General features: G+C 62.4%; 17 protein-coding genes and 1 tRNA gene. 10 read left to right on the top strand and 8 right to left on the bottom strand.

Annotation, left to right across the window (positions count from 1 at the left end; all coding sequences use genetic code 11):
- The first annotated feature begins 18 nt into the window (after positions 1-18).
- From OSJ75_RS12815 to OSJ75_RS12805, 3 genes are all read left to right on the top strand, one after another.
- Positions 19-765, top strand: coding sequence for an SDR family oxidoreductase (locus OSJ75_RS12815; RefSeq protein WP_250015224.1), 747 nt, complete (start codon positions 19-21; stop codon positions 763-765).
- Between the two features lie 69 nt (positions 766-834).
- Entirely contained in the window at positions 835-1,773 is a 939-nt protein-coding gene (locus OSJ75_RS12810; protein ID WP_267228349.1) for a phosphoribosylaminoimidazolesuccinocarboxamide synthase, read from the top strand.
- Between the two features lie 53 nt (positions 1,774-1,826).
- Positions 1,827-2,843 carry a DUF937 domain-containing protein gene (locus tag OSJ75_RS12805; RefSeq protein WP_250015229.1) on the top strand — a complete coding sequence of 339 codons (1,017 nt, stop codon included), beginning with the start codon at positions 1,827-1,829 and terminating at the stop codon, positions 2,841-2,843.
- A 103-nt stretch (positions 2,844-2,946) separates the two neighbouring features.
- On the opposite strand, the gene OSJ75_RS12800 is transcribed toward OSJ75_RS12805, so the two are convergent.
- The gene (locus OSJ75_RS12800; RefSeq protein WP_250015231.1) at positions 2,947-3,234 is read right to left on the bottom strand and encodes a DUF1127 domain-containing protein; all 288 of its coding nucleotides are present in this window, start codon (positions 3,232-3,234) and stop codon (positions 2,947-2,949) included.
- 192 nt (positions 3,235-3,426) lie between these two features.
- Between OSJ75_RS12800 and OSJ75_RS12795 the strand changes: the two genes are divergently transcribed.
- A complete protein-coding gene (locus OSJ75_RS12795; protein ID WP_250015233.1) occupies positions 3,427-4,383 on the top strand; it encodes a LysR substrate-binding domain-containing protein in 957 nt (318 codons plus the stop codon).
- Here the strand turns inward: OSJ75_RS12795 and OSJ75_RS12790 are convergent, their stop codons facing one another.
- Complete coding sequence (locus OSJ75_RS12790) at positions 4,384-4,974, bottom strand: DUF2585 domain-containing protein (protein ID WP_267228347.1); 591 nt, start codon at positions 4,972-4,974, stop codon at positions 4,384-4,386.
- A gap of 112 nt (positions 4,975-5,086) precedes the next feature.
- Between OSJ75_RS12790 and xseA the strand changes: the two genes are divergently transcribed.
- Positions 5,087-6,664 (top strand): exodeoxyribonuclease VII large subunit, encoded by a 1,578-nt coding sequence (gene xseA, locus OSJ75_RS12785; RefSeq protein WP_267228346.1) that lies wholly within the window; start codon positions 5,087-5,089, stop codon positions 6,662-6,664.
- Positions 6,665-6,667: 3 nt separating this feature from the next.
- On the opposite strand, the gene OSJ75_RS12780 is transcribed toward xseA, so the two are convergent.
- Genes OSJ75_RS12780 through OSJ75_RS12765 form a run of 4 tightly spaced genes read right to left on the bottom strand, consistent with a single transcriptional unit; the run spans position 6,668 to position 10,741 of the window.
- A complete protein-coding gene (locus OSJ75_RS12780) occupies positions 6,668-7,768 on the bottom strand; it encodes an ABC transporter substrate-binding protein (protein WP_250015240.1) in 1,101 nt (366 codons plus the stop codon).
- Positions 7,765-9,150: a sensor histidine kinase gene (locus tag OSJ75_RS12775; RefSeq protein WP_323748431.1), complete on the bottom strand. Its 1,386-nt coding sequence runs from the start codon at positions 9,148-9,150 to the stop codon at positions 7,765-7,767. The genes OSJ75_RS12780 and OSJ75_RS12775 overlap by 4 nt, the downstream gene beginning before the upstream one ends.
- Positions 9,140-9,817, bottom strand: coding sequence for a response regulator transcription factor (locus OSJ75_RS12770; protein ID WP_250015244.1), 678 nt, complete (start codon positions 9,815-9,817; stop codon positions 9,140-9,142). The genes OSJ75_RS12775 and OSJ75_RS12770 overlap by 11 nt, the downstream gene beginning before the upstream one ends.
- A 54-nt stretch (positions 9,818-9,871) precedes the next feature.
- A complete protein-coding gene (locus OSJ75_RS12765) occupies positions 9,872-10,741 on the bottom strand; it encodes a LysR family transcriptional regulator (protein WP_267228344.1) in 870 nt (289 codons plus the stop codon).
- Between the two features lie 96 nt (positions 10,742-10,837).
- Here OSJ75_RS12765 and OSJ75_RS12760 point away from each other — a divergent pair, with 96 nt between their 5' ends.
- The 4 genes from OSJ75_RS12760 to OSJ75_RS12745 all read left to right on the top strand — a co-directional run bounded on the left by OSJ75_RS12760 (position 10,838) and on the right by OSJ75_RS12745 (position 13,760).
- Positions 10,838-10,984: a hypothetical protein gene (locus OSJ75_RS12760; RefSeq protein ID WP_250015246.1), complete on the top strand. Its 147-nt coding sequence runs from the start codon at positions 10,838-10,840 to the stop codon at positions 10,982-10,984.
- Positions 10,985-11,117: 133 nt separating this feature from the next.
- On the top strand, positions 11,118-12,197 hold the full coding sequence (locus OSJ75_RS12755) for an AbrB family transcriptional regulator (RefSeq protein ID WP_267228343.1): 1,080 nt from the start codon (positions 11,118-11,120) through the stop codon (positions 12,195-12,197).
- A gap of 124 nt (positions 12,198-12,321) precedes the next feature.
- Positions 12,322-13,062: a glycosyltransferase family 25 protein gene (locus tag OSJ75_RS12750; protein WP_267228342.1), complete on the top strand. Its 741-nt coding sequence runs from the start codon at positions 12,322-12,324 to the stop codon at positions 13,060-13,062.
- Positions 13,059-13,760, top strand: coding sequence for a polysaccharide deacetylase family protein (locus OSJ75_RS12745; protein ID WP_267228341.1), 702 nt, complete (start codon positions 13,059-13,061; stop codon positions 13,758-13,760). Before OSJ75_RS12750 ends, OSJ75_RS12745 begins: the two co-directional genes overlap by 4 nt.
- Positions 13,761-13,855: 95 nt before the next feature.
- On the opposite strand, the gene OSJ75_RS12740 is transcribed toward OSJ75_RS12745, so the two are convergent.
- A tRNA-His gene (locus tag OSJ75_RS12740) sits at positions 13,856-13,932 on the bottom strand.
- Positions 13,933-14,151: 219 nt separating this feature from the next.
- Entirely contained in the window at positions 14,152-14,604 is a 453-nt protein-coding gene (locus OSJ75_RS12735; protein WP_250015249.1) for a phasin, read from the bottom strand.
- Positions 14,605-14,889: 285 nt separating this feature from the next.
- Between OSJ75_RS12735 and OSJ75_RS12730 the strand changes: the two genes are divergently transcribed.
- Positions 14,890-17,895 carry a PAS domain S-box protein gene (locus tag OSJ75_RS12730; RefSeq protein ID WP_267228340.1) on the top strand — a complete coding sequence of 1,002 codons (3,006 nt, stop codon included), beginning with the start codon at positions 14,890-14,892 and terminating at the stop codon, positions 17,893-17,895.
- Positions 17,896-17,978 lie beyond the last annotated feature (83 nt).

Genomic DNA, 17,978 nt, shown 5'->3' with positions numbered 1-17,978 from the left:
GAGCAAGGAGGACTACGCATGACCAGAACCATTCTCATCACCGGCGGCAGCCGCGGCATCGGTCGATCGGCAGCGATCCTGGCGGGGCAAAGAGGATGGTCGGTCGGCGTGAACTATATCGGCAACAAGCAGGCGGCCGATGAAGTCGTCAAGGCCGTTGCGGATGCCGGCGGCAAGGCAATCGCCATCAAGGGCGACGTCGCCGACGAAGCCGACGTCGTCGCCATGTTCGAGCGCACGGTGGCGGAACTCGGTCCGCTCGACGGCGTCGTCGTCAATGCGGGCATCGTCGCTCCTCCGCAGCGGCTCATGGACATGAGCGCCGAGCGCATGCGGCGGATATTCGACGTCAATGTCCTTGGCGCCTATCTGTGCGCCCGCGAATCCGTACGCCGCCTCGCCCGCTCCAGCGGCGGCAAGGGCGGCTCGATCGTCCTATTGTCCTCGGCGGCGGCAAGGCTCGGCGCGCCGGGCGAATATGTCGACTATGCCGGGGCGAAAGGCGCTGTCGATACGCTGGCGATCGGCCTTTCCAAGGAGGTCGGGCCGGAGGGCATCCGCGTCAACGCCGTGCGGCCGGGGCTGATCGAAACCGATATCCATGCGAGCGGCGGCCAGCCGGACCGCGCCCGGCGTCTCGGCGTGACGGCTCCGCTCGGCCGGGCCGGAACCGCCGACGAAGTGGGCGAATCGATCGTCTGGCTGCTCGGCGATGCGTCATCCTACGTCACCGGCGCCATCATCGACGTGACGGGTGGCCGGTAAGACATTTTGAGTAGCGCCGCGCGGCTTCTGTGCTATGCGGGGAAAAACATTCACGCGGAACATCGAGCCATGGCAAAATACAAAGCGCTGTCGGAAGCCTTCATTCCCGAGCTTCCCAATTATTATCAGGGCAAGGTGCGGGAGAATTACGATCTCCCCGATGACCGGCGCATCATCATCGCCACCGACCGGATCAGCGCGTTCGACCGGATTCTCGCTTCCATCCCGCTCAAGGGCCGCGTGCTGACGCAGACGGCGCGCTATCAGTTCGAGAAGACCGCGGATATCTGCCCCAACCATGTGCTGGAATATCCGGACCCGAACGTCCTGGTCTGCCGGAAACTCGAAATCCTCCCGGTAGAGATCGTCGTGCGCGGCTATCTGGCCGGGACGACGAGCACCTCCGTCCTGACGCAGTACAAGGCCGGCAAACGGCAGATGTACGGTTTCACCCTGCCTGACGGCATGCAGGACAATGAAAAACTGCCGCATGCGATCATCACGCCGACCTCGAAGGCTTTCGACGGCGCACATGACGAGCCGCTGACGGCCGACGACATACTCCGGCAGGGCCTGCTCACCCCGCAACAATGGGAAATGGTTTCGGACTATGCCCTGCGGCTCTTCGAGCGCGGCCAGGCGATCGCGGCGGAGCGCGGCCTGATACTGGCCGATACGAAATACGAGTTCGGCACCGACAAGGACGGCCAGGTCGTCCTCGCCGACGAAATCCACACGCCGGATTCGAGCCGTTACTGGTTCGCCGACAGCTACCGGGCAGGCCAGCGGCCGGTCAGCTTCGACAAGGACTTCGTCCGCAACTGGGTGGTCGAGCGCTGCGACCCCTACAAGGACGACGTTCCGGAAATTCCCGAGGATGTGATCGACGCGACGACGAAGGTCTATGTCCAGGCCTACGAGACCATAACCGGCAACAGTTTTGACGCCGGCGATGCCTCGGTCGATCCGCTCGAACGCATTCGCGGCAATCTCCGTTCATACTTTTAAAGGCGACCGCATTGGTGCTACTCTCCGTTCATTGAGTTGGAGGAGGCATGGCAATGAATCTCGTCGATATGTTCCTGAAGGGTCAGGACGGTCAGAACATCGAAGCGCTGGCGCGGCAGTTCAATCTGTCGCAACAGCAGGCGCAGGATGCGATCGAGGCGCTGATGCCGGCCTTTTCACAAGGCCTGCGGCGCAATACCGCCGATCCGATGGGCATGGGCAGCTTCGTCCAGGCATTGTCGGGCGGCCAGCACGTCAATTATTTCGACAATCCGCAAGCCGCATTCAACCCATCGGGCGTAGCCGACGGCAATGCGGTACTCGGCCAGCTGTTCGGCTCGAAGGACCTGTCGCGGGCCGTGGCCGAACACGCTTCCAAAGTCACGGGCCTGACCACGGACACGCTCAAACAGATGCTGCCGGTCGTCGCCTCGATGCTGATGGGCGGCTTGTACAAGAAGTCCACCGGCCAGTTCGCCGCTGCCGGGCTTGGCGGCGGCAACGTCATCGGCGATCTTATCGAGCAGATGATGAAGCAGGCGGGCGGAGCAGCGGCACAGCCCGGAGGACAGGCGCAGAGCCCCGGCGGCGCGGCCAACCCCTCGGCAAATCCTTGGGGCGACCTCATCGAGGGCATGTTCGGCGGCAGTCGCGGCCAGGCGCCGGGCAATGCCGGTGGCGGCATGGCTGGTGGCGGCACCGCGGGCGACAACCCGCTCGGCAGGATATTCGAGGAGATGATGCGGGGCGGACAGCCGCCCGCCGCGCCTTCGCAGCCCACGGGGCCCAATGGCAGTGGCGGTGCCGGACAGAACCCGTTCGGGGACAGTCCTTTCGGCAAGATATTCGAGGAAATGATGAAGGGCGCGCAGCAGCGCCAGCCGGCCCCCGCGCCCTCGCCCGAACCGGAAGCACCGCAGCCCTCGGCAACGCCTTCGCCGGCGGACAATCCGTTGAAGGACATGCTCGACCAGATGTTCGAGAGCGGCCGGAAGACCAATGAAACCTATCAGAAGGGCGTCGAATCCATCTTCGACCAATATCTGCGCGGCATGGACCGCAACCGCTAAAGAAAAAGCCCGGCCATCTTGCGAGATGCAAAATGGGCCGGGCAGGAGGCAGGCGGGGCGCCGGGAGGGGATTCCGGCGTGAATGGGCGCCTGCTAGCTCTGGCTAGCTGATGGACCGGGCAGCGCGAATGCGATTTCGCATATCGGCAAGCGTGCCCAGCCTTTCGCTGGGATCTTCCAACATCGAAGTCCCGAGGGCCGAATGAAGATCGGCCCGCGTCAGTCCAATGTCATGCAGCATCTGATCGTTCCATTCGCCGAGGCTCATGATCGTGCGACGGTTGCGTTGGGCGACGACCAGGCGAATGACAAAGCGGTAAGCCTCGGACGCCGCTTTCGCGATCGTGCCCGTGAAGCCGGTTACTGCGGTTGTTTTCGTGATAGTCGTCATCGCCCATACTCCTTTTGAATGGCGATCAAGAAATTGAACTTGCGGAGAACCATTTCTCCGCCTTGCACGGACCTTTCGGCTCCATGCTTCCTGAACATCCGCAAAATGATACAGAAAGATTGATTATTCAAACGAATGTTTTTAATCTAAACCTTCAATATAAATGATGGATCATCAACCGGGATGCCCGCCATGAACGCACCGCTCGATCTAGATCAATTGCAGACATTTACCGCGATTGCCGATCTCGGCAGTTTCACCAAGGCCGCCGACAAGGTGAACAAGACCCAGTCTGCCGTTTCGATGCAGATGCGGCGGCTGGAGGAGCGTGTTTCAAAGCCGCTTTTCGAGCGCGACGGACGGATGAACCGCCTGACCGAGGATGGCGAGCGGCTCCTCGCCTATGCGCGCAGGATATTGCAGCTCAACAATGAAACGCTGGCGGCATTCGACGATACGCAGCTCCAGGGCCACATCCGCATCGGCACACCCGACGATTATGCCGACCGGTTCCTGCCCGAGATCATGGCGCGGTTTTCCCGCTCCAATCCGCGCGTGGAACTGTCGGTTGTGTGCGAACCGACCGTCAATCTCGACGAGATGATCCGCAAGGGCCAGCTCGACCTTGCCTTGGTCACGCAATGCGACGAGCAGCGCCGCTCCGAGGTGGTGCGCAGCGAGCAACTCCTGTGGGTGACTTCGGCCAACCACAATGTCCATGAGGAGGACGTGTTGCCGCTCGCGGTCGGACGGCCGACCTGCATCTGGCGCGCTGCCGCCATCGACGTCCTCGATTCGATGAACCACGACTATCGCATCCTGTTCACGAGCTGGTCCGCCACGGTTCTCGCCGCCGCCGTTCTCGCGGGCCTCGCGGTTTCGATCCTGCCGGAATGTGCGCTTCGCCCCGGGATGCGCGTGCTGACCGAGGCCGACGGTTTCGGCCGGTTGCCGGAATTCGGCATCGGCATCATGCGCGGCCATTCCAAGCCTTCGGCAATCGTCGATGCGCTGGTCCAGCACATCGTCGAGAGCCTGGACAATCTCTCGATGCCGACACCCGTCAGCATGGCGCAGAACGCCGTGCCGATGGCGGCGAACCAGCGCCTGCGGCAGGTGCGCTCTACGGAACTCGTCCCCGGCTGGTAGCTACATGCTGCCTTGCCAGGCCTTGATCGCCTCGAGCGGGTAAAGCAGCATGACGACATTGAGCGTGAGATTGTCGCGGATCACCCAGCCGGCGAGCAGCTCGAAGAATATGGCGAGGACAACCGTCAGCCAGACCGGCACGCGGGCGGCAAAGAAGAAGCCGAGGACCATGAACAGGATGTCGCTTACCGAATTCAGCACGCTGTCGCCCACATAGCCGAGCGCGATGGTGGCCTCGCGGTAGCGGTCGATCACCATGTCCGTGTTTTCGAAGATCTCCCAGGCCGCTTCGACGAATATGGCGCCGAGAAGCCGTTCGCCCAGCGGACGGCGCCGCGCCGCGACCCAGAGGATTCCATAGAAGATGAAACCGTGAATGATATGGGATAGCGTGTACCAATCGGCGATATGCTGCGAATTGTCAGCCGAATTCGTCTCGCCGACCCAGAATTTCACGGTGCCGCAGGTGCAGATGGGATTGCGGCCCATGAACAAGAGGATCGCGGCTGCGATGGCTATCATCAGCAATGCGAGGACGAGATAATGCCGCAAGGAAAGGCGTGAGGCAGCAATGGTTTCAGTGGCGGGCATCTAACACTCCTGTCCTTTCGCGATGCTGACCAGCGGTTATTCGCCTGGGGGCAATAAAGCAATCCCATAATGCGCCGCTTGACCTTCCTTCCGCTGCCGATAGGAATAGGACATGACCGAAAAGACCGACTCCACCTCCAATGTCGCCGAATTCACCGTTTCGGAAATCTCCGGCGCGCTCAAGCGGACCGTCGAGGAAGCATTCGGCCATGTCCGGGTGCGCGGGGAAATATCCGGCTATCGCGGTCCGCATTCGTCGGGCCATGCCTATTTCTCGTTGAAGGACGACAAGGCGCGGATCGAGGCCGTGATCTGGCGCGGATCGATGAGCCGCCTGCGCTTCCAGCCGGAAGAAGGCATGGAAGTCATCGCCACCGGCAAGCTCACCACCTATCCCGGGTCGTCCAAATACCAGATCGTCATCGAACAGATGGAGCCGGCAGGGGCCGGAGCGCTGATGGCGCTTCTGGAGGAACGCAAGCGCCGGCTCGGCGCGGAGGGGCTTTTCGACGCCGCCGCCAAGCAGCTCATCCCCTATATGCCGCACGTGATCGGGGTCGTCACCTCGCCGACCGGAGCGGTCATCCGCGACATCATCCATCGCATCACCGATCGCTTTCCAGTCCATGTCATCGTCTGGCCGGTGCGCGTGCAGGGCGAGACCTCCGGCATGGAAGTCGCCAATGCGATCAGCGGCTTCAACCAGTTCGGCGGATCGCCGGAACTGCCACGGCCCGATGTGCTGATCGTGGCGCGCGGCGGCGGCAGCCTCGAAGACCTTTGGGGCTTCAATGACGAAGCTGTCGTCCGCGCCGTGGCCGCGTCGCATATCCCGGTCATCTCGGCCGTCGGCCATGAGACGGATTGGACACTTATCGACCTTGCGGCGGATGTGCGCGCGCCGACGCCGACCGGAGCCGCGGAAATGGCGGTTCCGGTCAAGGCCGATCTCGAGGCCGCGGTGGCGGGGCTCGGCGCGCGCCTTTCCTCCGGCATGTCGCGCTACCTTTCACGGCGCAAGGATACGCAGCGGGCCCTCGCCCGCGCGCTGCCATCGGCCGACCAGCTGCTGGCATTGCCGCGGCGCCACTTCGACGAGACGGCCGCACGGCTCAGCCGTGCCCTTCTCGCCAATACGCAGAAGAAGCGCGGCGAATTCGATGGCTGCGCCCGCCTGCTTTCGCCAAGGCTGCTGCATCGCAGCTTCCGCGAGAGACGGCAGGAACTGGGTGCAGTGGGAAACCGCCTGCCCCGCTGTCTCGACGTCTTCCTCAGGGATCGCCGCGCATCATATCTGCGGCGTGCCGGGCGCCTGACGGTGGAGCCCATCGCCCGCACCGCCATGCGCGGACGGCACCATTGGCAACAACTCGACCGGCGCCAGACCAACGCCATCGATCAGGCCATCGAGCGCTTCAAGCAGCGCAGCGGCGAATTGCAGCGCCTGATGAAGACATTGTCGCATGAGAGTGTCCTGGAGCGGGGTTTTGCTCTCGTCCTCGATGCCGAAGGCGTGCCGGTCAAGCGCGCCGCTTCGATCGCCATCGGCGACGAGCTGCTGCTGAAATTCCAGGATGGCGACGTCGGGGCGACGGCAACGGGCGGCCGGACTGAAAAACCACGGCCGAAGCCGACGCCTCCGGCCAAGAAGGCCCCGGTGCCCGTCGGCTCGCAGGGCTCGTTGTTCTGAACCTTATTCCCTGGTCCAGCCGGGACTGTTGAGCTCGATGAGCGATTTCGACCAGTCGTCGATAAATCCCTGCCGCTGCGCCCTGTCCTGGACCGCAAGCAGGGCCGGACCGATGCGGATCGGCTGCGCCACGCCGGAGGCCTTGAGGTTCTGCGGCCCGTCCACCTCCGCCGGCAGGGCGCCATCTTCAGAGAAATAGAAACCGTTGGAGCGCGCCAGTTCCTGACCGCGATCCGACAGGAGATAATCGAGGAAGCGGGCGCCAAGCTCCGCAGCCACGGCATTCTTCGGGATGAGAGCACCCCGGCTGAGCACGAGCGTGTAGTCACGCGGCACCACCACCCGCAATTGCGGATGGCGCAGCGCCGCATCATAGGCGTAGGAACCGAGCATATTATAGCCGATATAGAGGTTTCCCTTGGCGACTTCCTCCAATATTTCCCCGGTGCAGCAGCGGGCCACCGTGGCGGCGCGGGCCATGCTCTCCAGCAGCCGCCCGAACACGGCGCTGGTCTGGCGCGCATCATTGAAGGCCAGCAGGTAACCAATGCCGGACAGGCGAATGTCGTAGGTGCCGACCTTGCCGCGATAGGTGTCGAGCTGTTCGCGCAGCAGATCGGCGAGTTCGAGATGCGTGCGCGGCACGTCGCGCGGCGGAACGCGCTCCGCATTGTAGACGAACACCGCAGGTTCGTAGGTGAAGCCGAAGACCTCGTCGCGCCAGTTGGCCCATTCGGCGACACGGGCCGTTTCGGGCGAGTTGTGCGGCCGCGCGCAACCGTCATTGGCAAGCTTCACCAATTGATCGACCGAGGATGACAGCAGAAGATCGCCAAGCGGTTCCTGCTTGCGGCAGGCTTCGGCGGCAAGCGCGTTCAGTTCGTTCGTCAGATATTCCTTGTATTCTATCGACGTGTCCGGCCAGATCGTCTGGAAATCGGCGATAAGGGATTTCATCGCCGCAAGATCGGTCGAGGAGTGAATGGTCAGCCTGCCCTCCTCCGGGCCAAGCGCCTTGAAGAAGGTCGTGCTTCCGCTGTCCGCCAACGCTGCCGTTGCCGAAAGTGCCACGGCCAGGACGACCGGCAGGATGCGGTTCATCATGGGCGCGCTCCCTCCAGCAATGGCAGTCCCAGCACGACCGTGAAACCGCCGACGTCGCCTGTACGGAACCGAAGGCTGCCGCCATGGGCCTTCGCCACTTCCTGGGCGATGGCAAAGCCGAGGCCGGTGCTGCCCTTGTCCGATTTCGACGTGGCGAAGCGCTGCGTCGCCTGTTCCCATTGTTCAGGTGGAATGCCCGGGCCATCATCCTCGACCTCGACATGGGCTTCGCCGTTCGCTGTCGTGACCCGCACCTCCAGGCGCTGGTCGACGCCATGGCGAAGCGCGTTGTCGATGACATTGACCACCGCCTCCCTGAGGCTCACCGCATCGCCGAGAACGAACGGGCGATCGTCCGGCGCCTCGAAAGAAATGACGATGTCCGGATCGACGGTGATCGGGATCGCCGCCCGATAGGCTCTCCTTGCGACATCGACGAGACTGACCGGCTCCAACTGCACGGAATCCGCCCGGTGGATGACCATGGCGTGGCTGAGCAGCTGGCTCGTCAGCCGCGACAGTTCATCGACCCGCTCGCGGGCGCGCTCGAAATGCTGGCGGTCCTTCTCCGGCAGCCTGGACGAGCCGACAATATCGAGCTGCGCCGCCAGCGCCGTAAGCGGGGTCCTGATCTGATGGGCCGCATCGGCAATGAAGCGCTGCAGCAGGTCGACCCGCTCGCTCAGCCGGCCCATGAAATGGTTGATCGAACCGACGAACGGATCGAGCTCGCGCGGCACCTGCACCGAAACCGGCGTCAGGTCATGCGGATCGCGCTTGCGTACCGCCTTTCCGAGACGCTCGACCGGTTGCAGCGCATAGCGGATGGCGAGCATGGCGCCGCCGAAGGCCAGGAGGCTCATGACGAGAACAAGGCCTGTCGCGCGCAAGGTGAGTTCCCAGGCGAGGCTCGATCGGGCCTCGTTGGTCTGCGCCACGATGACATAGGCGCGGCCGTTCACGGCGGGATCGGCCAATGGGCGAACGGCGCGCGCAATGCGCACCGGCTCGCCCCTGTAGACGCCGGCCTGGACATTCGGCACATCCGCGGGCTCGCGCGGCGGCATCTGCATTTCGAGGTCGTCATAGCCGGTCAATGTCCGCCCATGGGTATCTATGACGCGGTAGTAGATCCGGTCCCGCTCCGCCAGGCCCAGCAGTTCGAACGCCGATGCCGGAAGCCGCACCGCAAGCTTGCCGTCCTCGACGGCGAGGCTCTCGGCCATCTGCAGGGCAGCGCCCACCAGCAACCTGTCATAGGCCTTGTTCGCCGCAGTCTCGGCATAATACCAGGCAGCGGTGACGAGCAGGGCGACGCCTATGCCGAGAACCAGCGATATGCGCCGCGCCAGGCGGGAGAAAAGCGATGGTTCATGCCCCATCATCGGACACCAGCTGATAGCCAAGGCCGCGGACGGTGACGATACGCGCCCGGGCGCCTTCCAGCTTCTTGCGCAGCCGGCCGATATAAAGCTCGATGGCATTGGCATTGGCGGCTTCGTCGAAGCCGAATATCTGGTCGAGAAGCTCGTCCTTGCTGAAAACCCGGCCCGGCCGCGCCACAAGCACTTCGAGCAAGGTCAATTCGCGGCGCTTCAGCTGCACCTCGCGCTTGCCGACATGGACGGATCGGGCCGCGCGGTCGAGAGCGATATCGCCACATCTGATCAGGTTCGTGGCCTCGCCGCCGGTATGGCGCCGCATCAGCACCCGGGCCCGTGCCTCCAGTTCGCGAAAGTCGAAGGGCTTTACGAGGTAATCATCCGCGCCATGGTCGAGCGCGCTGACGCGATCGTCGATCTCCGACCTTGCGGTCAGGATCAGCACCGGAACCGATTTTCCGGCCTTGCGGATCTGCTTGAGAATCTCGAACCCGTCCATGCCCGGCAGCATCACATCGAGGATGATGAGCGCGTAGTCGGTAAAATCTATGATCTCGGCGGCGCTGCGCCCGTTCGTCTCCCAGTCGACGGCATGTCCCATCGCTTCGAAACGTTTGGCGATCGCCTCCCCCACATCATGCGTATCTTCAACCAGCAATATCCGCATCCGGCTTCATTGGCATGAATCCCCGACACCCGCAAACGCTATGTGGCGCCGGCCCTAGCTGCGCGGTCTTTGCCCGAGAAACAAGGGCTGCTGCCCCTCGACCAGATGGGCTATGCGATCGATGACAGTGCGGACCTCAGGCCGATGACGATCCTCATTGTGCATCACCAGCCATTGGCGATGGTGCAGATCGCCGATGGCCTCGCCGGCGCGCAGCAGGGCGGGATCGCTGTCACCGACAAAGCAGGGCAGCACGCCGCGCCCGGCACCGCTGCGCAGCAGATCATGCAGCATGCGCGGGGTATTCGCCCATATGGTGATCCAGAAATCGGTCTGTTGCAGCAGCCAGCGGGCCGACGGCGTCACGGCATCGTCGGCGCCGATCCCCACCCAGTTGCAATCGCGCACGATGTTGAAATGATTGGCGCAGAACGGCGCATAGGCCACATCGCCTATCGGCCGTGCCGCCAGAGTATCGCCTTCCGGATAGCGGTTGCGAATGCCGATCTCCGCCTCCCGGTGCGCGATGTCGAGACGGAGCTCCGCCGTCTTGAAGCAGAGCCTGAACGGATCGTCGGGCGACCAGATATGCGAAAGGTTCACCGCGAGGAAATGCGACATCCAGCTGCCTGCGGATATGCGCACGGTCGGCAGCTCGCTGGCACCGGCGTTCCAGGCCTGGATCGATTGCGACGCCTCGCCCATCGCGGTGACATGCGCCAGCAGGGCGTGGCCGTCCTTGGTCAGGGAATAGCCCGTCTGCTGGCGTATGAAGAGGCTGCGCCGCAGCCGGCGCTCGAGAGCAAGCAATCGCCGACTGATCGTCGCGGGGCTGGCCCCTGCCTTTTCCGCCGCGCCGGTCAGCCCGCCTTCCCTGGCGACATGAAGAAACAGCCGCAGATCGTCCCAGTTATCGTTTTTCAATTCTGAAAAGCCCGTTGCGTCCATGTTTGTAGAAAACCGCATAAAACCTGACCATTTTTCCAGATCAAAGCAATGTGTTTTTCGTCTGGAGAAGAAATGGACATTTATTTGTTCTGGATCGTGGCGCAACAGCAGATCAGGTTGAATGGCCGAAGCCGCATCTCGGAAGATGTATTCTACGAGAGCTTCACCCCATGGCGCGCGCGGCTCGGTGCATTCTGGCCGTTTGGACGACGCCGATGATTGATTTCGCCACTGCAGTCGATACGGCGACAGAATTTGCGTTGTACTATGTATTATTTGATGGGTTCCGGCTCTAGACGCGGCTGACGATAGGATTATTCTGCCGCCAGATGTCACAAGAGAGCAATCAGCCATGACAATAAATCTGGCCGGCCGCGCACCCGCGCTGCAATGGCTGATCCTTGTCGCCCTTTCATTCCTGTTTTTTCTTGGCTTGCAGGCGCTTCATATTCCCGCCGCCTTGCTGCTCGGGCCGATGGCTGCGGCGATTGTCGTGGCCTCGGCGGAGGGAACAGTGCGCGTCCCTGTTCGCCCCTTCGTTCTGGCGCAAGGTGCCATCGGCTGCCTCATCGCCGGTTCCATAGCGCCATCGACATTGACGGAAATGGCGCGGGACTGGCCGATTTTTCTCGCCGTCATCGCCTCGGTCATCGTCGTGAGCAACACGCTTGGCTGGTTCCTGGCACGCTGGCAGGTCCTGCCGGGCACCACCGCCGTATGGGGTTCCTCGCCCGGCGCCGCCGCTGCCATGACCCTGATGGCCGAGGCCTATGGCGCCGATATCCGTCTCGTCGCCTTCATGCAGTATCTGCGCGTCGTCTTCGTCGCCGTCGTCGCCTCGCTCGTTTCGCGCATATGGGCGAGCGGTCCCTTGCACACCGCCGAGTTTCAATGGTTTCCACCGCTCGACTGGCTCGGCCTTGCGCAGACGCTGCTATTGATCGGCCTCGGCTCATGGCTTTCGGTGCGCCTGCGGGTCCCTGCCGGCCCCATGCTGGTGCCGATGATTGCCGGCATCGTCCTCCACAATGCCGGGCTGATGACCATCGTCCTGCCGCCATGGCTGCTTGCCTTGAGCTACGCCCTGATCGGCTGGAATATCGGCTCGCGGTTCACGCGGCAGATCCTCGTGCACGCAGCGCGCGCCCTGCCCCGGGTCGTCGCCTCGATCATGATCCTGATCTCCCTCTGCGGCGGCATAGCCGCGATACTCGTCTTTGTCGCCGATGTCGATCCGCTGACGGCCTATCTCGCGACGAGCCCCGGAGGAGCCGATTCCATCGCCATCATCGCGGCATCAAGCAATGTTGATCTGCCATTCGTCATGGCCATGCAGACGGCGCGTTTTCTCATCGTCCTCATTACCGGACCGGCCATCGCCCGTTTCATTGCCAAGCATACCGGCCTCAGCAATATTCAGCGCCGGGACTGAACGGCACCGCTGCAGGTGCTTGCATTTCAATGGCGGGTTCACTATGGTTTGAAGCGTATTTAATCGATTTATATGCCCTGATTTCATCCGTATCTTATCGGCGTGTCGCCCAACCTGTTTCAGCATGACATCAAAACCCAATCTGCGCGCATTGATCGTGCATTCCGGCAAAGCCGAAAGTTCATACGTCCGGACGCTTATGCGTGAACTGCCGCTTCCAGCGCAGATCGTCGATGGCTTCGACGGCGCCGACCTGTGCTGCAAGCTTGCCAGCTCTCACTATCACCGTGATCTCCACATGCCGCGCTATCCGTTCGAGCTCTCGCGCTGCGAGGTTGCCTGTTTCATGTCGCACCGGCGTGCCTGGCAGACGATTCTCGAACAGAGACTGGATGCCGGTCTCATCATCGAGAGCGAAATTGCCCTCACGGCGCAGTTCCCCGCTGCATTCGCGGCCGCCCTCGAGCACCTGAAGCCCGATGATTTCATCCGTTTTCCGCTCCGCGACGACAAGGAGAGAGGCAGCACGATCCACGAAGCGGACGGCGTTCGCATCATCAAGCCAGTGCCCGTTGGCCTTGGCATGGCGGCGCAGCTCGTCGGCCGACAGGCAGCCGCACGGCTGCTTGCGGTAACGCAGCAGTTCGACCGGCCTGTCGATGCCATGCTGCAGATGACCTGGGTGACGGTCCTGTTCCCTTCGGCGGTAATACCGGGAGGCGTGGCGCAAGCTGCAACACCTTCCGACATGAGCGGCAATCGACACCGCAGGCCCCTGACCGAGACGCTCCGCCGCCAGTTGATGACGCCATTTTACCGGCGGCAAGTGATGCGCTATTCGCAAGAAACCTGGGATGGACAATGAAGGTGCCGATCCTGCTCTATCACCAGATCGCCACTCCGCCGGCGAAAGGTGCTCCATTTCGCAGCATGTATGTCAGCCCCGCCAGCTTCCGTCGCCAGATGTGGCTGCTGAGACGGCTGGGGTTCAAGGGTCTTTCCCTGAGGGAGGCAATGCCCTTCATCCGCGGCGAGAAAACCGGAAAGGTGGCGGCGATAACCTTCGATGACGGTTTTTGCAATGTACACGCCAATGCGCTGCCGGTCCTGCAGGAATTCGGCTTTACAGCCACCAATTTCTTCGTCGCGAACCAGATCGGCGGTTCGAATGAATGGGATCGGCCACTTGGCATCGCCCATGCCGCCTGCATGGACGAGCGCCAGATCGAAGACTGGCTGGCGGCAGGAAATGAAGTCGGCTCGCACAGCCTGGACCACCGGCACCTCACCGCGTTGGGCGCGGAAGAAGCGCGGCGGCAGATCCTTTCAAGCAAGTTCCGGCTCGAACAGATCACCCGCCAGCCCGTGACATCATTTTCCTATCCCTATGGCGACTGCAGCCCTTCCGTCCGCAGCATGGTCAAGGATGCGGGCTACGCCGTCGCCACGGGCACCGACAAACGTCGCGCCCAGGCGCAGGACGATATGACCGAGCTGCCACGCTGGACGATACGCCGAGGCGACACGCTGCTGCACTTCCTGCTGAAATGTTTGGTCCGATAGGAACTACCCCGCGATAGGGCGACAATGCTTGCCTGCACCGGCAAGGCGAACGCATGTGCTGTCGGACGGGAGGTGATGAGGGGGGCTTGCGGAAATGGTACGGTCGGGTGGGCTCGAACCACCGACCTCAGGAGCCACAATCCTGCGCTCTAACCAACTGAGCTACGACCGCGTACCAGCCAAAAATTTGACACGCGTCACATACGGAGGATTGACGCTTTTTGCAAGCATGCTCTTGCAACAAATCACTTTAACGAACGGAAAAAGAAAAAAGGCCGGGGGAGGAGCCGGCCTTTTTCTACGATTGCGAGACTGGAGTGGGAGGAACCCCGTCTCGCGCCCGGACGGCTGGGAGGAGGAGTGCCGTCGGGGATTCTGTTGTCTTATCGGCTCAGGCGACCTTGACGTCCTTGATGGCCTTCTCGACAGCGGACTTGACCGGAGCGGAGATTTCCTCGACGGCCTTCGAAGCCACAGCCTGGAATTCCTTGGCCTGGCCGGTGAAAGCCTCTGCCTGCTTGCGCACGAAAGCGGACTGGAGCTCGATAACTTCACCGAACGACTTCACGCCGAGCAGAGCTTCGATGTGAGCGAAACCAGCTTCGGTGTTGGTGCGCAGGGCAGCCAGGGCCTTGAGCGAAATGGCAGTGCCATTGCTCTGGGCGGTTTCGAAAGTGGTCTCGAGGGTCTTCTGTGCCGTCTCGGCCTGATCCTTCAGCTTGGCGTAAACTTCCTTCGACTGGGCAACGCCCTTCTCGGTGAATTCGCGAACCTGATCGGTTACAGTGGAAGCATCAAATGCAGGCATGGCAAACGCATCATTCTGTTTTGCAGTCTTGCTCATAATCGGCCCTTCCTTGGTGCAGATATCGTTGATCTGCGCGTTGTTTGATGAACCCAATATAGCGCGCCTTATTGTGCATTGCAACATTTTTCTCGCATTGCAACATTCTGGCCCGACGAGGCGGCTGTTTTATCGTCCCGACCGTTAAAAACTGCGCGCCGGGATTAACTAAAACCAGAGAAAGACCTGCCACAAAAGCCGACATACATGGACGCATGCGCGCCGGATCATTATTAATGAACTATTAAGAACAGCCATCGGGGTCTGTTTGCCGTGGAGTAGCTAGTGGCGTCCGGAACCTATCCGTTCATCGATATCGCAGTTCTCGATGAGATCCGGGAACGTTTCGCCAATGGCGACGCGCTGATCGTATTCTCGCCCGATCTCGCGAATGTCATCTGGGCCAATGGCGAAGGCGCGGCAGCGCTCGGCTATTCGTCGGTCGACGACGTTCTGGGCAGCGAGACCGTGCTAGGCGTCCAGGCGCGGCGGCAATTGATGGCGCTCGACAATTTTCCGGCGATCGGCCATGGCCGGACCGTCTCGCTCCGGCTCGATTTCGGCCTTTCGAGCCGCATGCACACATTCCAGGCCAGCGACCTCACCTTGCCGCGCGGCGAATCCGCCATCCTGCTTTCCATCGCCAAAGGGCAACGCGATGCGTCCATGGCGCAGAATGCCAGCCTCGCCATCAGGGGTTTCGGCGACGAGACGACCCATGCCGCCATGATCGACGGCCAGGGCACCGTCCTTGCCTCGACGCGCCAGTTCGCCAGGCTGGGCTTCAGCGACAAGAGCCTCGCCGATCTGGTGCGCGAAGTGCGGCTGGAGCGCAACAGGCTCGTCAAGCGGCCGGTTTCCACCCCGCGTGGCGCTATCCCGACCGGAATAGCACGGCTGACGGACAGCCCTGCCCTGCATCTGCTGTTCGCCATCGACGACAGGGCGGTGGAGGCAGACGCCTCCGGCCCCGAGAGCAACCCGGTGCGCAGCGAAGCGGCAGCTCCGACCACGCCCGCGTCGCAGGCTTCACTGCCGCTGGATGACATGGCCGGACCACCGGCGGCGCCCGTTTCCGAACCAGACCAGCCCTTGCCCGATCAGCACAACGAGCCAACCGCGCGGTTCGTCTGGAAGGTCGATGCCAATGGCGCGTTCACTGAAATCTCGCCGGAATTCGCCCGGGCTGTCGGCCCCGCCGCAGCGGATGTCATCGGCAAGACCTTCCGCGAAATCTGCATGCTGCACGCGATCGAGGACAAGGAGCGCGTCGCCGAATTGCTGGAGCGCCGCGATACGTGGTCGGGTCGAACCGTATTCTGGCCCATGGAAAACGGCGACAAGCGGGTGCCCGTGGAACTCGCAGCCCTCCCCATCTATTCCCGGGAGCGGGAATTCCTCGGGTTTCGCGGCTTTGGCATCGTCCGCCTGAGCGAAGCCGTGCAGGCGCAATGGCCGCTGACCGAGCCGGAGGACGCTGCCGAGACGATAGTCGAAGAGCCCGCAGCTCTCGAGGAGATTGCCCGCGAGGCTGCGGAGCCCTCGCCCACCGATGGCGAACTCAGCAATGTGGTGACGCTGAAGGGCCAGCGCCTGCCGCGTGACGAGGGGCGGCTGAACGAAGCCGAACGCAATGCCTTCCGCGAGATCGCCGAACGACTGCGCCGCGAAGTCCTGGCCGAGCCGACACCGCCGGAGAATGCTGTTCCCGAGGTGCCGGATGCTGAAATCGTGGGACCCGGCTTCGACAAGCCTGCGGCATCGGAGCCGAAACAGGATTTCGCCGAAGAAATCCGTCATCACGCGCGGCGCGGCGTCGATACGACCGTATTGGCAGCCCTGCCGCTGCCCGTCCTGATTCACCGCGAGGGCAATGTCGTCTATGCCAACCGCGCCATGCTCGATCTGACGGGCTATGAAAGCCCTGAGGCCGTCAATGCGGCGGGCGGGCTGAGCGCGCTCTTTGCAGAAAATGCAGAGGGGCATGGCGATCCGCACGAAATCGGCGGCATGCCGCTTCGGCGCAGCGATGGTTCAGTGTCACGGGTGGAGGCGCATCTCCAGGCCGTGCAATGGTCCGGCGAAGACGGTGAAAAGGAACATCGGGCGCTGCTTCTCGCGCTTTCGCCGCATCAGGAAGGCGGCGAGCTTGCCGAAGACGAGCGCCGGTCGCTGCAAACCAGGATCGACGAGCTTTCCACCATACTCGACACGGCGACCGACGGCGTGATCCTGCTGGATTCGTCCGGCTCGATCCGGTCGGTGAACCATTCCGCCGCCGCTCTCTTCGCCTATGAGCCGGATGAAATCGTCGGCAAGAACTTCTCGCTGCTGTTTGCCGTCGAAAGCCAGCGCGCCGCGATGGATTATCTCAACAGCCTTTCCGACAATGGCGTTGCCAGCCTGCTCAATGATGGGCGCGAAGTCATCGGGCGGGAAAGCCGCGGGCGGTTCATTCCGCTGTTCATGACGATTGGCCGGCTGGATGCCTCCAAGGGATATTGCGTCGTTCTGCGCGACATCACGCACTGGAAGCGGGCCGAGGAGGAACTCGTCAACGCCACGAAGGAAGCCGAGCGTACCTCGGCACAGAAAAGCGAATTTCTGGCCCGCATCAGCCATGAAATCCGCACCCCGCTCAACGCGATCATCGGTTTCTCCGAACTGATGGCGGATGAGAAATTCGGCCCCATCGGGAGCGAGCGCTACCGGGATTACCTGCACGACATCAGCCGTTCGGGCAATCATGTCCTGTCCCTCGTCAACGATCTCCTCGATATTTCGAAGATCGAGGCCGGCGCGGTCGAGATGAATTTCGAGGCCGTGCCCCTGAACGACGTCCTGACCGAAGCCGTGGCTATCATGCAGCCGCAAGCCAACCGCGAGCGGGTCATCATCCGCTCCAGCCTGATGTCGCGGCTTCCCGATATCGTCGCCGATCATCGCTCCATCACGCAGATCGCGCTCAATCTTCTGTCCAATGCCGTCCGGTTCACCGGCCCCGGCGGTCAGGTCATCGTCTCGACGAGCTATGAGCCGGGCGGCGACGTGCTGCTGCGGGTTCGCGATACGGGCATCGGCATGACGCGGCAGGAAGTCGAGCAGGCATTGCGGCCATACAAGCAGATCACCACTCCGGCCAATGTCAGGCCGGGCGGCACCGGTCTTGGCCTGCCGCTGACGAAGGCGATGGCGGAAGCCAATCGTGCCAGCTTCAACATCGATTCCAGCCCCGGGCGCGGCACGATGGTCGAAATAAGCTTCCCTTCAACGCGCGTCCTCGCCGAATAGAGCCAGGGCCATCCGCGGACGGTCACTACATGACAGACGGCTGCCGGCTGTCCATAAAGTTGCTATAACGGCTTGAAATGCCA

Source organism: Phyllobacterium sp. 0TCS1.6A, from assembly GCF_026420825.1.
Taxonomy (GTDB): domain Bacteria; phylum Pseudomonadota; class Alphaproteobacteria; order Rhizobiales; family Rhizobiaceae; genus Phyllobacterium.
Note: the sequence above shows the minus strand (reverse complement) of the source record. Positions and strands in the feature narration are given on the sequence as shown.

Bases quoted from the DNA above. Each gene is read 5' to 3' on its own strand.
- OSJ75_RS12770 (WP_250015244.1), bottom strand. From the start codon at position 9,817: ATGCGGATATTGCTGGTTGAAGATACGCATGATGTGGGGGAGGCGATC.
- OSJ75_RS12735 (WP_250015249.1), bottom strand. From the start codon at position 14,604: ATGAGCAAGACTGCAAAACAGAATGATGCGTTTGCCATGCCTGCATTT.
- OSJ75_RS12760 (WP_250015246.1), top strand. From the start codon at position 10,838: ATGGACATTTATTTGTTCTGGATCGTGGCGCAACAGCAGATCAGGTTG.
- OSJ75_RS12745 (WP_267228341.1), top strand. From the start codon at position 13,059: ATGAAGGTGCCGATCCTGCTCTATCACCAGATCGCCACTCCGCCGGCG.
- OSJ75_RS12805 (WP_250015229.1), top strand. From the start codon at position 1,827: ATGAATCTCGTCGATATGTTCCTGAAGGGTCAGGACGGTCAGAACATC.
- OSJ75_RS12755 (WP_267228343.1), top strand. From the start codon at position 11,118: ATGACAATAAATCTGGCCGGCCGCGCACCCGCGCTGCAATGGCTGATC.
- OSJ75_RS12815 (WP_250015224.1), top strand. From the start codon at position 19: ATGACCAGAACCATTCTCATCACCGGCGGCAGCCGCGGCATCGGTCGA.
- OSJ75_RS12810 (WP_267228349.1), top strand. From the start codon at position 835: ATGGCAAAATACAAAGCGCTGTCGGAAGCCTTCATTCCCGAGCTTCCC.
- OSJ75_RS12775 (WP_323748431.1), bottom strand. From the start codon at position 9,150: ATGGGGCATGAACCATCGCTTTTCTCCCGCCTGGCGCGGCGCATATCG.
- OSJ75_RS12780 (WP_250015240.1), bottom strand. From the start codon at position 7,768: ATGATGAACCGCATCCTGCCGGTCGTCCTGGCCGTGGCACTTTCGGCA.
- OSJ75_RS12750 (WP_267228342.1), top strand. From the start codon at position 12,322: ATGACATCAAAACCCAATCTGCGCGCATTGATCGTGCATTCCGGCAAA.
- OSJ75_RS12795 (WP_250015233.1), top strand. From the start codon at position 3,427: ATGAACGCACCGCTCGATCTAGATCAATTGCAGACATTTACCGCGATT.
- OSJ75_RS12790 (WP_267228347.1), bottom strand. From the start codon at position 4,974: ATGCCCGCCACTGAAACCATTGCTGCCTCACGCCTTTCCTTGCGGCAT.
- OSJ75_RS12800 (WP_250015231.1), bottom strand. From the start codon at position 3,234: ATGACGACTATCACGAAAACAACCGCAGTAACCGGCTTCACGGGCACG.
- xseA (WP_267228346.1), top strand. From the start codon at position 5,087: ATGACCGAAAAGACCGACTCCACCTCCAATGTCGCCGAATTCACCGTT.